The 13,207-nt window shown below is 63.3% G+C and carries 9 protein-coding genes; 6 read left to right on the top strand and 3 right to left on the bottom strand.

The features are described 5' to 3' along the window. Nucleotides 1-17 precede the first annotated feature (17 nt). From NKI06_RS17500 to NKI06_RS17485, 4 genes are all read left to right on the top strand, one after another. The gene (locus NKI06_RS17500) at nucleotides 18-2,306 is read left to right on the top strand and encodes a GumC family protein (RefSeq protein ID WP_352986375.1); all 2,289 of its coding nucleotides are present in this window, start codon (nucleotides 18-20) and stop codon (nucleotides 2,304-2,306) included. A 355-nt stretch (nucleotides 2,307-2,661) separates the two neighbouring features. Continuing rightward, complete coding sequence (gene folD / locus NKI06_RS17495) at nucleotides 2,662-3,561, top strand: bifunctional methylenetetrahydrofolate dehydrogenase/methenyltetrahydrofolate cyclohydrolase FolD (protein ID WP_023681888.1); 900 nt, start codon at nucleotides 2,662-2,664, stop codon at nucleotides 3,559-3,561. A 17-nt stretch (nucleotides 3,562-3,578) separates the two neighbouring features. Further along, nucleotides 3,579-4,571, top strand: coding sequence for a GlxA family transcriptional regulator (locus NKI06_RS17490; RefSeq protein WP_032905230.1), 993 nt, complete (start codon nucleotides 3,579-3,581; stop codon nucleotides 4,569-4,571). A gap of 235 nt (nucleotides 4,572-4,806) precedes the next feature. After that, nucleotides 4,807-6,465: a vWA domain-containing protein gene (locus NKI06_RS17485; RefSeq protein ID WP_023704510.1), complete on the top strand. Its 1,659-nt coding sequence runs from the start codon at nucleotides 4,807-4,809 to the stop codon at nucleotides 6,463-6,465. A 77-nt stretch (nucleotides 6,466-6,542) separates the two neighbouring features. Here the strand turns inward: NKI06_RS17485 and edd are convergent, their stop codons facing one another. The 3 genes from edd to zwf form a co-directional block, all read right to left on the bottom strand. Beyond that, on the bottom strand, nucleotides 6,543-8,366 hold the full coding sequence (edd, locus tag NKI06_RS17480) for a phosphogluconate dehydratase (protein ID WP_023704509.1): 1,824 nt from the start codon (nucleotides 8,364-8,366) through the stop codon (nucleotides 6,543-6,545). 64 nt (nucleotides 8,367-8,430) lie between these two features. Continuing rightward, the gene (pgl, locus tag NKI06_RS17475; RefSeq protein WP_023669306.1) at nucleotides 8,431-9,147 is read right to left on the bottom strand and encodes a 6-phosphogluconolactonase; all 717 of its coding nucleotides are present in this window, start codon (nucleotides 9,145-9,147) and stop codon (nucleotides 8,431-8,433) included. Beyond that, nucleotides 9,129-10,598, bottom strand: a complete 1,470-nt coding sequence (zwf, locus tag NKI06_RS17470; RefSeq protein WP_023669307.1) for a glucose-6-phosphate dehydrogenase — start codon at nucleotides 10,596-10,598, stop codon at nucleotides 9,129-9,131. The genes pgl and zwf overlap by 19 nt, the downstream gene beginning before the upstream one ends. 323 nt (nucleotides 10,599-10,921) lie before the next feature. On the opposite strand from zwf, the gene NKI06_RS17465 reads away from it, so the two are divergent. Beyond that, on the top strand, nucleotides 10,922-11,668 hold the full coding sequence (locus NKI06_RS17465; protein ID WP_027049416.1) for an SDR family oxidoreductase: 747 nt from the start codon (nucleotides 10,922-10,924) through the stop codon (nucleotides 11,666-11,668). 179 nt (nucleotides 11,669-11,847) lie between these two features. Continuing rightward, the gene (locus NKI06_RS17460) at nucleotides 11,848-13,143 is read left to right on the top strand and encodes a Mur ligase family protein (protein WP_352986387.1); all 1,296 of its coding nucleotides are present in this window, start codon (nucleotides 11,848-11,850) and stop codon (nucleotides 13,141-13,143) included. The last annotated feature ends 64 nt before the right edge of the window (nucleotides 13,144-13,207 follow it).

Raw genomic sequence — 13,207 nt, 5'->3', positions numbered from 1 at the left:
GGTAAAGTTTCGAGACAATGGTCGACAGGGAAAACCGTGAAGACTGGAGGCGCGAGCGCTCCCTCCTGGCGCTCGGCAAAGCCGTGCGCGGCGATGAGGCGGCGGATGCGTCGGCGGTCTCGATCCGTGACCGGGTGGATCCGTCATGGCGCGAGGATGCCGCCACGCGTCACCGCATAGCCCGCTCGCAACGCGAGGCGCGGTCGAATCCGGCGCCAACGTCACCGCCCGAGCCGCCGCAGTTCCAGGCCGACGGCGAACCCGTTTCGGCCGCCAGCGCGCGTGAGGAGCCTGTTTCGGGCCGGCGTCAGCAGCACGCCGCCTATGAGCCCCGCTCTTTCCACGAGCAGCGACCGGACCGCGACGACGATGACGGGCAGGAATGGAAACCGCTGATCGATCCGCTCCAGGTCGTCCGCGGCATTAGTCGTTCCAAGTTGCTGATCGTCTCGACGACGATATTGGGGACGGTGCTCGGCGTCGCCGTCGCCGTTTCGACACCGAAGAAATACGAAGCCACCACACAGATGGTCATCGAGCCAGGCGACCTGAAGCTTTCCGACAACGATCTCACCCAACCGGTCGGGCAGCCCGATGCGGCGCTGGCTGTTGTCGAAACCCGCATCAAGATGGTGACATCCGGCAAGGTCCTCGACAAGGTCGTGGCCGATCTCAATCTCGTCGACGATCCGGAATTCAACGGACAGGGTTCCGGCGGCCTTGGCGTCCTGTCGCTCATTCGCTCGATACTGTCGCGCCAGGATGGCCTTGGCGGCGGCGGTGAAGTGCGCCGCCAGGCGCTGGCGGTCGGCAATCTGGCCAAGAGCCTGTCGGTTGAGCGCAGCGGCAAGAGCTTTGTCGTTTCCATCAGCGCCACCACTCAAAGCGCCGACAAATCGGCGGAGATAGCCAATAGGACCAGGGACGTTTTCCAGCAGGAGGCGGCCCAATACCAGTTCGGGATGGCCGGGCGCGCGACGGACCAGCTGACGGCCAAGCTCGATGACCTGCGCAAGAATGTCGAGACAGCGGAGCGCAAGGTCGAGGATTTCAGGGCCACGCATGATCTCGTCGACGCGCAGGGCCATCTGATCAGCGACGACCAGATGCTGAAGCTCAACGAGCAGCTCTCAGTCACCCGGGCCCGCACGCTGGAACTCAATGCCCGGGCGGCGTCGGCGCGTTCGCTGGACGTCAATTCGGTCATCAACGGCACCTTGCCGGAAGAAATCAATTCCAACACGATGAGCGAACTGCGCGCGCAATATGCAGTTTTGAAGCAGGATGCCGACCGCGCCGCCGTGCGTCTGGGACCGCGTCATCCCGAATACCAGGCGCTCAGTGCCCAGCTCGACGGCTCGCGCGAGCGCATCGCAGGCGAACTGCGCCGCATCGCCTCGTCGCTGCAGGTCGACTTGAAGCGCTCGGTCCAGCTTGAGCAGGATCTCGCTTCCCGCCTGGCTCAGGCAAAGGTCCAGAGCGGCGACGTCAACAGCGATCTGGTCAGCCTGCGCGAACTGGAGCGTGATGCCACGGCCAAACGCTCCGTCTACGAACAGTACCTTCTGCGCGCCAAGGAGACCGGCGAACAGCAAAACATCAACACCACCAACATCAATCTGATGACCCCCGCGCAACCGCCGCTCGAACCCAACGGACCGTCGCGGGCTGTAATAGCGCTGGCCGGCCTGCTGCTCGGGCTTGCTTCGGGCATCGGTGTCGGCGCCATGCGCGGCGCCTTTGCCAGCCTGCGCGGCGCTGCCAATTCGCGTTCGCGCGGCAGAATGGACGAGCGCCGCCCTCCGGTCGAGGACAAGGTCTATCGCGCGCCGCTGCCTGTGGCGCCGCCACCGGCAGCACCTCCGGTGTTGCCGACCGCGGCCGCTCCCGCCCGGAGCCCAGGTCTGTTCGACGGACTGTTCTCGGCGATGCGCAAAGCCGCGCCGGGTAGCGGGACGTCAGGCGAACCCGTCGAGACCTACCGCGCCCAACCAGCCGCCGAATATACAAGGCCGGTGCAGGAGCCTGTGGGCTATCGCCAGCCGGACTTCCGGAACGAGGTTCCGCACGCCAATTCCCCTGCGCAGCAGCCTGGCTACGCGCAGCCTCGTCAGCCGGCTGACTATGCCTATTCGCAGGCTCAGCCGATGCCCGCGGCGTCCGGGCCGTGGTCTTCTCCGCAGCCCGCTGGGGCGGCGCCGGAAGACCAGCAGGCGCAAATCGACGATATCCGCGCCAGCCTGCGCGAATTTCGCGAAGCGGTGCGCGAACTCACCGAAAGCCGTTCGCACCGCCGCTATTTCTGAGCAATTCCAGGAAAAGTGTGAAACGGTTTTCCCGGGGAAAGCGCGTAGCGCGCTTTCCCTTGGGAATTGCGTCAAAACAAGAAATAGAGCGGTTCAGCCTTTCCGTGAAAGGATGAGTCGCTCTGAGCCCGTCAGCACAGAATAAAAGCTGCCGGTTTCGAGTTTACGGCATGTGACGGCGCTTTGACGGGATTGCTTAGGCCAAATTTCGTGACAATGCCGCGCAGCATGGCGCCCAAAAAGCGCTGCCGTCGGGCTTTACCCGAATGGGCGGAACGTTTGGAACAACGACATGCACGAAGCAACGTTCAAGGCGCGCGCCGCGCCTTGGCTGGAATGATGTCGAGGATGGTTCATGGCCGAAGTGATTGACGGAAAGATCGTCGCCGCAGACGTGGTTCAGAAGGTCAAGGCCTTGACCGAGGACCTGGTCGCCAAGGGAAAGGCCCAGCCCGGCTTAGCGGTGGTCATCGTCGGCGAGGATCCGGCAAGCCAGGTCTATGTCGCGTCGAAGTCGCGCACCGCCAAGGAATGCGGCTTTCATTCGCTGCAGCACACGCTGCCGGCCGACACGTCCGAAGCGGCACTGCTGAAGATCATCGGCGAACTCAACGCCGATCCGGCCATCAACGGCATTCTGGTGCAGCTGCCGCTTCCCGCCCATATCGATGCCGGCAAGATCATCCAGGCCATCGCACCGCAAAAGGATGTCGACGGCTTTCATTTCATCAATGTCGGCAAGCTCGGCACCGGCGAACTCGAAACAGCCTTCGTGCCCTGCACGCCGGCCGGCTCCATGCTTTTGATCGAACGCGTGCGCGGCAAGGATCTTTCCGGCCTCAACGCGGTCGTCGTCGGCCGCTCCAACATCGTCGGCAAGCCGATGGCAAATCTGTTGCTTGCCGCCAACTGCACCGTCACCATCGCCCACAGCCGCACCAAGGATCTGCCGGCGCTGGCCCGCACAGCCGACATTCTGATTGCCGCCGTCGGCCGGCCCGAAATGATCAAGGGCGACTGGGTCAAGCCGGGCGCCACCGTGATCGATGTCGGGATCAACCGCATTGCCGCACCCGAGAAGGGCGAAGGCAAAACCCGCCTCGTGGGCGATGTAGCCTATGCCGAAGCGGCCAAGGCCGCCGGCGCCATCACCCCCGTGCCCGGCGGTGTCGGACCGATGACCATTGCCATGCTGATGGCCAATACGTTAGCCTCAGCCTACCTTGCGGCCGGCTTGAAGCGGCCTTCCTTCTGACCCAGAAAGCAGCTTCTTTGCCGAACCTTACTATACCCTCTGAACGGCCGGATGATCCCGTTCAAGGGGGCCGGCAATTCGCGTTCCTGCTGGTCGACAAGTTTTCGATGTTTTCGCTGGCAGCGGCGATCGATACCTTCCGCTCGGCCAACCGCCTGCTCGGCCGCGATTTCTATGGCTGGACGACGGTCTCGGCCGACGGCGATCCCGTCATGGCCTCCAACGGCCTGCCGCTCAAGATCGACTATGCCGTCGCCGATTTGCCGCCCGTCGATATCCTATTCGTGTCGGTGGGCCTGTCGGTCGAGTTCCCCGGCAAGAGCAAGGTGCTGGCGGCGCTGCGCAGCTGGGGCCGGCGCGGCAATGCGCTCGGCGCGTTGTCGGTCGGCTCTTACCTCCTGGCCGAAGCCGGTCAGCTCGAAGGTTATCGCTGCACCATCCATTGGGAAAACCGCGCCGGCTTCGTCGAGCGCTTTCCCGACATCAATTGCACCGGCAACGTCTTCGAGATCGACCGCAAGCGCTACACCTGCGCCGGCGGCACCACCTCGATCGACCTGATGCTGGAGATCGTGCGTGGCGACTTCGGCTCGAACCTCGCCAACGGCGTTGCCAACCAGTTCCAGCATGAGCGCATCCGCTCCGCCGGCGACCGCCAGCGCGTCGGGCCGGAGCGCGACCTGACCGGCAAGTCGGAGAAGCTAAGGCGCATCGTCGAACTGATGGCCGACCATCTCGACGAGCCGCTATCAGCCGTGCAGCTTGCCAAATCGGCGGGCCTGTCGGTGCGCCAGGTCGAGCGCTTGTTCCTGCGCCATTTGAGCGTCACGCCCGGTCGTTACTACATGCGGCTCAGGCTTGAGCGGGCGCGCGAACTGCTGCGCCAGACCAACATGCCGATCCTCGACGTGGCCATTGCCACCGGCTTTACCTCGCACTCCTATTTCGCGCAGAGCTATCGGCTGCAGTTTGGCCGTCCGCCTTCCGAAGAGCGGCGCACCACCTACTGATTTCGTGTTACCAGCTCTGCCGGCGCCGATCCTGTTACACTGCAACCGTTAGAAGCATGATCCCAAAAAGTGGGTGCCGGTTTTTGGAAAAGATCGTGCTCCAACAAAGGGTTAGATCATGATGAGATTTCATCCAAATCTCATCATGATCTAGTAACCCGCTCCAGGCTTGTGTCCGGACGCGCTGTCAAATAGCTTCCGGCGCGGATCAGAGGGCGGCCTCAAGGAGATTTCGATGGCGGGACTTTTGCGGAGCGTCGCTGCGGCGCTGCTCCTTTTGTCGATGACTTCGCTCGGCTTTGCCGCCAATAAGGTTATCATCATTCTTGACGCTTCAGGCTCGATGTGGGCCCAGATCGACGGCAAGCCGAAGCTCGAGATCGCGCGCGAATCGCTGAGGACCGTACTGCAGTCGGTCCCGGGCGACGACGAGATCGGCTTAATGGCCTATGGCCACCGCGAAAAGGGCAGCTGCGACGACATCGAGCTGATCGTGCCGCCGCAAGCCGGCTCGGCTAGCGCCATTTCGGCCGCTGCCGACAGCCTGAAATTCCTCGGCAAGACGCCGCTGACCGCAGCCGTCAAGCAGGCGGCCGAAGCTCTGAAATACACCGAGGACAAGGCGACCGTGGTTCTCATCACCGATGGGCTTGAAACCTGTGAAGGTGACCCGTGCGCGCTGGGCAAGGAACTGGAGGCCTCAGGCGTCGATTTCACCGTCGACGTCGTCGGCTTCGGCCTGACCGCTGACGAGGGCAAGCAGATCGCCTGCCTTGCCGACAACACCGGCGGCAAATATATCCAGGCCTCGGACGAGAAGGCGCTGCAGGAAGCACTGGTCGAAACCGTCGCCGCGCCGGCTCCGGCGCCGGCACCCGAACCCGCTCCGGCGCCTGCCCCTGAACCGGCAAAGCCCGAATTCAATTTCATCCCGACCGTGGTCATGGCGGAAGGCGGCGATCCGATCACCGACGGCAATGCCTGGGAGGTCTACAAGGCCAAGGCCGATGGCACGCGCGGCGAGGCCGTCACCACCCAGTACAACAACTACGAGGCCAATCTCGAGCCGGGCGACTATGTCGTCGTCGCGCGCGCCGACGAAGCTCGGGCGGAACAGAAGGTCAAGATCGAGGCGGGCCAGGTCTACAAGCCGCTCTTCACCTTGAACGCCGGCACCATGCTCATCCATCCGAAGCCAAGCCAGGGCGCCGAGATCAGTGACGAAGCCCATGTCGACTTCGCCTTCCCGGGCGGCAGCACCACCCACTATGGCGACACCAGGATCATCGTGCCGGCTGGTGAGCAGAAGGTGACGGTTGCGATCGGCAGCGGCTCGGTGACCGAGAACATCCAGCTCGCCGCCGGGCAGACTGTGGAAAAAGACATAGTCGTCGGCGTCGGCCATGCCGCCGTCAACGCCTACTACACTGCAGGCGGCGACAAGGCCGACTCCTCGGGCATCAGCGTCCAGATCGTCAAGGCCAAGAAAAAGATCGACGGCTCGCGTGACGATGTCGCCCACTCCTATGGGCCCGACAGCAAGTTCTGGCTGCCGCCGGACGACTATGTCGCGGTCACCTCGCTTGAGCTCGCAACCGTCGAGCAGCCTTTCAGCGTCAAGGTTGGCGACGTCAAGGACGTCAAGGTGACGCTCGATGCCGGCGTGCTGGTGATGTCGGCGCCGGGTGCCTATTCGATCGAGGTGCTGTCGTCGAAGAAGGATATCCAGGGCAACCGCAAGGCGCTCGGCCTGAACTATGGCGACACCTGGCAGCAGACTATCCCGGCCGGCGACTATGTCGTCCTCCGCCACATGTCCGATCAAGGCCATGACAAGGAAATGCCGGTGACGGTCAAGGCCGGCGAACGGAGCGAGATTACGGTTCAGCCGTAATCGCCATCCATCCCTCACCAAAGGGCGGCCTCAAACCGAGCTCGAGCCGCCCTTTTTACAAAATAGGCAATGATGCCTCAGGCCGTGCCGAAAGCACTGGCGCCATGGTCGGCGCGGCCGACCAGCTGGCGGAAACCGGCGAACAGCTCGCGGCCGAAACCGAACTCGTTGCCGATGAGATCGATGTCGGCCGTGCGGCGCAGCGCGAGCTCTGGCCCCGGCACCAGCACTTCCAGCGTGCCGGCATCGGCGTCGAGCCGGATGATGTCGCCGTCATGGATCCTGGCGATCGGCCCTTCCTCGACCGCTTCCGGCGTTACATGGATCGCCGCCGGCACCTTGCCGGAAGCGCCAGACATGCGCCCGTCCGTGACCAGCGCGACGCGCTGGCCACGATCCTGCAGGATGCCGAGCACGGTGGTCAGCTTGTGCAGTTCCGGCATGCCGTTTGCCTTCGGGCCCTGGAAGCGGATGACGGCGATGAAGTCGCCGGTCAGCGTGCCGGCCTTGAAGGCTTCGTTCAGTCCCTGCTGGCTGTCGAACACCTTGGCCGGCGCCTCGATGACGCGGCGTTCCGGCTTCACGGCGGACGTCTTGATGACGGCGTGGCCGAGATTGCCGGCGAGCACTTTCAGGCCGCCGGTCGGCTGGAAGGCCTTCTTGAACGGCGCCAGCACCTTCTCGTCGCCGCTCTGCAGCGGCGAGGCTTCACGCACGACGCTGCCGTCTTCGCCGAGCCGGGCTTCGACCGCATAGGGCCTGAGACCTTCGCCCCATACCGTCTGCACATCCTCATGCAGGATGCCTTCGTCAAGCAATTCGCGGATCAGGAAGCCGAGCCCGCCGGCGGCATGGAAATGGTTCACGTCGGCAAGCCCGTTCGGATAGACGCGCGCGAGAAGCGGCACCGCTTCCGACAGGTCGGAAATGTCCTGCCAGGTAAGCGTGATGCCGGCGGCCGCCGCCATGGCGATGAGGTGGATGGTGTGGTTGGTAGAGCCGCCGGTGGCGTGCAGGCCGACGACGCCATTGACGAAAGAGCGCTCGTCGATCATGCGGCCGACCGGCGTGTAGGCGTTGCCGAGCGCGGTGATGGCGAGCGCCCGCTTCGTCGCCTCACGCGTCAGCGCGTCGCGCAGCGGCGTGCCCGGATTGACGAACGAGGCGCCGGGCGTATGCAGGCCCATGATCTCCATCAGCATCTGGTTGGAGTTGGCGGTGCCGTAGAAGGTGCAGGTGCCCGGCCCGTGATAGGATTTGGACTCCGCTTCGAGTAGTTCTGCGCGCCCAGCCTTGCCCTCGGCATAGAGCTGGCGAACCTTGGCCTTCTCGTCATTGGGCAGGCCCGTCGTCATCGGCCCTGCCGGCACGAACACCGCCGGCAGATGGCCAAAGGTGAGGGCTGCAATCACCAGCCCGGGCACGATCTTGTCGCAGACGCCGAGATAGACGGCGGCGTCGAACATGTTGTGCGACAGGCCGATCGCCGCCGACATGGCGATGACGTCGCGCGAAAACAGCGACAGCTCCATGCCGGGCTGTCCCTGGGTCACGCCGTCGCACATGGCGGGCACGCCGCCGGCCACTTGCGCGATGCCGCCAACTTCCTTCGCGGCTTCCTTGATCAGCGCCGGGAAGGTTTCGAAGGGCTGATGCGCCGACAGCATGTCATTGTAGGAGGTGATGATGCCGAGGTTCGGCACCTTGTCGGCGCCGAGCGCCAGCTTTTCAGACGGGCTGCAGACGGCAAAGCCATGCGCGAGGTTGCCGCAAGACAGAACCCCCCGGTTGGCGGCGCGGCTGGAGGTCTCGGCGATGCGGCCGAGATAGCGCTCGCGGCCGGCTTTCGAGCGTTGGCGGATGCGTTCCGTGATGGCTTCGATGTCGCGTCTGGCTGTCATGGTCGGTCCTTTCGAGCCCCGGAAGAACGTCCTCCACCGTCTGCCGGGACTGCTTTGCGTGAAATCAGGGTGCCCAGAACACCTCTACCGGGGTGGGTGCCGCTTCGAGCACTTTGCGGATGGGCTTTTTCGCACCCGGTCCCATCGCACCGTCGAAGGCGGTGCGCTTGTCCTCGCCTTCTATATGCAGCGCGATGAAGCCGGCGTCGACGATCCGCGCCAGCGGCAGCGTCAACCGGGGTTCGCCGGCGCTTGCCGCGTGAACGGGCAGCACGATCCTTGATGAGGCGGGGTCGAGCAAATCGCCGAGATTCTCGGCGTCGGGAAAGAACGAGGCGGTGTGGCCGTCGCCGCCCATGCCGAGCACGACGACATCGAGGGGCCAGGGCAGAGCCTTCAGCGCCGCATCGTCGGCCGCCGCGGCGGTCTCGATGCTTGCCGCCTCATGGTAGAGCGGCACGAAGTGCGCGGCAGCCGCCTTGTTCTGCAGCAGGTTGGCCGCGACCAGCCCCGCATTCGAGCGCGGCGAGGAGGCCGGCACGAACCGTTCGTCGACCAGCGTCACCGTCACCTTGTTCCAGGCGATCGGAATGGCCGAAAGTGCTGCAAAGAACTTTGCCGGCGTGGTGCCGCCGGAAACGGCAAGCAGGGCCGTGCCGCGCTCGTCGATGGCCTTGGTCAGGCGCGCCGCGACATTGCCGGCAAGGGCTGCCGCCAGATCCTGGCGCCCGGCAAAGCCGTTCCAGTTATAGACGGGCTCGCTCAATTGCTTTCGTGCCATGTCCGCCCGTCGCGTTCGATCAGCGCAATCGAGGCCGAGGGACCCCATGTGCCGGCCGTATAGCCTTGCGCCTCCTGCCTGGCGCTTTCCCAGGCGTTCTGGATCGGGTCGATCCACTTCCATGCCGCCTCGACCTCGTCGCGGCGCATGAACAGCGTCTGGTTGCCGCGGATAACATCCATGATTAGCCGTTCATAGGCGTCCGGCGCGCGGCCGTCGAAAGATGTTGCAAAGCTCATGTCGAGCGGAATCTGGCGCAGCCGCATGCCGCCCGGGCCTGGATCCTTGATCATGATGAACTGCTTGACGCCTTCGTCGGGCTGCAGCCGGATCACCAGTTGGTTGGCTGAGATCGGCCCGGCGCTGTCGCCGAAGATCGAATGCGGGATCGGCTTGAACTCGATGACGATTTCCGAAACGCGGGTCGCCAGCCTTTTGCCGGTCCTGAGATAGAATGGCACGCCGGCCCAGCGCCAATTGCCGATCTCAGCCTTGATGGCGACGAAAGTCTCGGTGGAGCTGTCTTTGCCAAGTTCCTCGACATATCCTTTCACCGCGCCGCCTGCAGAGGCGCCGGCGCGGTACTGCCCGCGCACGGTGTGCTTGGGTGCCTCATTGCCGTTGATGCGCTTCAGCGCCCGCAGCACCTTCAGCTTCTCGTCGCGCACGGCATCGGCATCCATCGACGATGGCGCCTCCATAGCAACCAGGCAGAGCAGCTGCAGCATGTGGTTCTGCACCATGTCGCGCAGCGCGCCGGCCTTGTCGTAGTAGGTGACGCGGTCTTCAAGACCGACGGTCTCGGCCACCGTGATCTGCACATGGTCGATATGGGCAGAATTCCAAAGCGGCTCATAGAGCGCGTTGGCAAAGCGCAGCGCCATCAGATTCTGCACCGTCTCCTTTCCGAGATAGTGGTCGATGCGGAAGATCTGGCTTTCGTGGAAGTCGTCTCCAACCACGTCGTTGAGCTTGCGCGCCGAATCGAGGTCGCGGCCGATCGGCTTCTCCAGCACGATGCGCGAATTCGGCGTGATGAGATTGTGGGCTTTCAGCTGGTGCGAGATGTCGCCGAACAGCGCCGGCGCAACCGCCAGATAGAAAGCGCGAATGCGGTCGCTTTCGCCGATCGCTTTTTTCAGCTTGTCGAAGCCGGCACCCGTCGTCGCGTCGGCCGATACGTAGGACAGCCGGGCAAGAAATGTCTTGAGTTCCTCGGCGTCGATGTCGGCCGGCTTCACATGCTGGGAAATCGCCTGCTTGGCGAAAGCCTGGAATTCCTCGTCGCTCATCTTGGAGCGCGAGGTGCCGATGATGCGGGTCGGCTCGGAAAACTGGTGGTCGCGCTGGCGGTGGTAGAGCGAGGGCAGCAGCTTGCGTTCCGACAGGTCGCCGGTGCCGCCGAAAATGATGAAGTCGAAAGGCTCGACGGGAATGATCTGGCTGGTCATGGTCTGTCCGCTTTGACGCCGCTCGCTGTGACGCGGCAGGATATAATCTAATCGATTTAAACTATCCAGTGCCATGGTGTCACATCAAGCCCAAATCACTGCATATTGATTCGCTCCAAATGTGCCTTGACACTGGCTGCCACCCGGAGGCTTTTCGTCAAGCGATGGTCCCCGGGGCTTTCGCGCCTGCAACATAAAGCGGGAATGTGACGGAAGCTAATGCGTGTCGCCCAGAAGTGCGAAGCGGTTCTGGGAGACAGACACGCATCAAACAAAAAGGAAAAATGCGCTTGCGAGGTGGGTCTTCAATGAGCGGAAAAAGCATGCGTCTGGAAAACAAGGTTGCCGTCATCACGGGTGCTGCGTCAGGTTTCGGCGAAGGCATGGCCAGGCGCTTTGCCGAAGAGGGCGCCAAGGTCGTCGTCGCCGACCTCAACGCCAAGGGCGCGGAGCGCGTTGCAGCAGAGATCGGCCAGGCCGCGATCTGGACCCAGACCGACGTTTCGCAGCGTTCCGAATTCGACGAGATGGTCTATGCCGCAAAAAGCGCCTTCGGCCGCATCGATATCATGGTCAACAATGCCGGCTACACCCATCGCAATGGCGACATGCTCGACGTCGACGAGGCGACCTTCGACCTGATCACTTCAGTCAACATGAAGGCGATCTATCACGCCGCACTTGCCGTGGTGCCGATCATGGAGCGGCAGGGCGGCGGCGTCATCCTGACCACGGCTTCGACCGCCGGTCTGCGGCCGCGGCCGGGGCTCACCTGGTACAATGCCTCGAAGGGCTGGGCGATCACCGCGACCAAGTCGATGGCGGTCGAACTCGCGCCCAAGAACATCCGCGTGAACTGCCTTTGCCCGGTCGCCGGCGAGACCGGCATGCTGGAGAAATTCATGGGCACTGACACGCCGGAGATCCGCGAGAAATTCCGTGCCTCGATACCGCTCGGCCGTCTGTCGACGCCGCTCGATATCGCCAACGCTGCGCTTTGGCTTGCGTCGGACGAAGCCGCCTTCATCACCGGTGTGGCGCTGGAGGTCGACGGCGGCCGCTGCATTTGAGCAATTCGGGAAGTACCTCGCTGTTCGCAATGCATGGCAGACAGAGCAATGTCGGCAAGAGTTCGCATCGGTGCGCCGGCCGGCCGAGGAACGAACAGTTGACGTCGTCACGCCGGACCCCAGTTTGACTTCTCGATCCCCCGAAAGGCATAACGGATCGTGGATAGTGTTGGCGGGTGATGAAGATCAGGCAGCAGAAAAGTCGCTACGATCTGGGATGGCGGCTGCGGCTTTACCTGGCCAAGCGTGCGCGGGCGCGAAGCAAGGCAATTTTCATCGGTGTTACCGGAAGCTCCGGCAAGACGACGGCGGGAAGCCTGCTTGGACACATCCTGGCTGGCCAGGGTTCGGTCCACACACAGGTTCTGGCCAACACTATGAAACTGTTGGTCTCGACCCTATCCAGGCGAATGGGAAAGGGCGGCAAAACCGGCTACGTCGTCTTCGAGGCTGCTGCATTCGGCCCGGATACAATGAAGCCCATGGCCGAGTTGCTTCGCCCCGACGTGGCTGTTGTCACAATGGTCCGGCTGGAGCATCGGGCCAGTTTCAAGACTGTGGAAAACGTCGCTCGAGAAAAGAGCGCCCTAGTCGCGGCGCTGGAGCCGGGCGGCTTCGCGATGCTCAATGCCGATGACCCTCTTGTGATGGGCATGGCCTCGGCGAGCGACTGCCGTTCCGTCACATTCGGCACATCGGAGCAGGCGGATTATCGCGTCAGCGATATCGAGGCCGCCTATCCCAAGCCGTTGCGGTTCTCGCTCCACTGGCGCGGCGGTGTGCTCCATATCGAGACGTCGTTCCCCGGCGAGCATTTCTGGCTGCCGACTTCAGCGGCGGTGGCAACTGCTCTTGAGCTGGGCGTGCCTGCGCAGATGGTCAAGGACAGAACCGCGACGTTCCAGCCTCTGGAAAATCGCGGCCAGGTGCTCGTCCCCGCGGGCGGCCCCCACTTCATCGTGGATGCCGCAAAGGCGCCCTGGCATTCGCTGAGCCTTGCCTTCGACATGGTAGCCGGATCGACATTCGGGCGAAAACGCATCGTTCTTGGCCAGCTATCGGATTTTTCCGGCTCGAATAACAGATATGCCCAAGCCTACAGCAGCGCGCGCGAGATTGCAGACCAGGTGATTTATGCCGGCGATCATGCCCATCGCTCCAAGGCGAACCAGGCAGATCGCGACAGCGGCCGCTTCATCGAATTGCGCACGGCGAGGGAAGTGTCGGACTACATCGCCCAAACCGCGCAGCCTGACGAGTTGATCCTGCTCAAGAGCTCGTCCAATCTGCACCTCGAGCGTGTCGCACTTGCCTGGACCCACAACGTCGAGTGCTGGGTTTCGGTATGCGGCAAAACCGAGGGATGCGAGCAATGCGGCCTCTATGAAGTGCCGTTTGAGCAGCACCGTGAGTTTGTGGCGCAGAGAAAATCGAAGCGCCGCAAGCACAGACTGCTGCGGCTCCTCGGTCGCTAGAACTCTTTGGCTCAAGCACGCCAGCGCCCGTTTGACTCTGGAACTTGGCACGACGCATATTAGG

Origin of the sequence: Mesorhizobium sp. M0772 (assembly GCF_040320135.1) — a bacterium.
In the GTDB taxonomy this organism is placed as follows: domain Bacteria; phylum Pseudomonadota; class Alphaproteobacteria; order Rhizobiales; family Rhizobiaceae; genus Mesorhizobium.
This window is presented reverse-complemented; position numbering and strand designations above follow the sequence as displayed.

Excerpts from the sequence above, each read along its gene's own strand:
- NKI06_RS17500 (WP_352986375.1), top strand. The coding sequence starts at position 18 with ATGGTCGACAGGGAAAACCGTGAAGACTGGAGGCGCGAGCGCTCCCTC.
- folD (WP_023681888.1), top strand. The coding sequence starts at position 2,662 with ATGGCCGAAGTGATTGACGGAAAGATCGTCGCCGCAGACGTGGTTCAG.
- NKI06_RS17485 (WP_023704510.1), top strand. The coding sequence starts at position 4,807 with ATGGCGGGACTTTTGCGGAGCGTCGCTGCGGCGCTGCTCCTTTTGTCG.
- edd (WP_023704509.1), bottom strand. The coding sequence starts at position 8,366 with ATGACAGCCAGACGCGACATCGAAGCCATCACGGAACGCATCCGCCAA.
- pgl (WP_023669306.1), bottom strand. The coding sequence starts at position 9,147 with ATGGCACGAAAGCAATTGAGCGAGCCCGTCTATAACTGGAACGGCTTT.
- zwf (WP_023669307.1), bottom strand. The coding sequence starts at position 10,598 with ATGACCAGCCAGATCATTCCCGTCGAGCCTTTCGACTTCATCATTTTC.
- NKI06_RS17465 (WP_027049416.1), top strand. The coding sequence starts at position 10,922 with ATGCGTCTGGAAAACAAGGTTGCCGTCATCACGGGTGCTGCGTCAGGT.
- NKI06_RS17460 (WP_352986387.1), top strand. The coding sequence starts at position 11,848 with ATGAAGATCAGGCAGCAGAAAAGTCGCTACGATCTGGGATGGCGGCTG.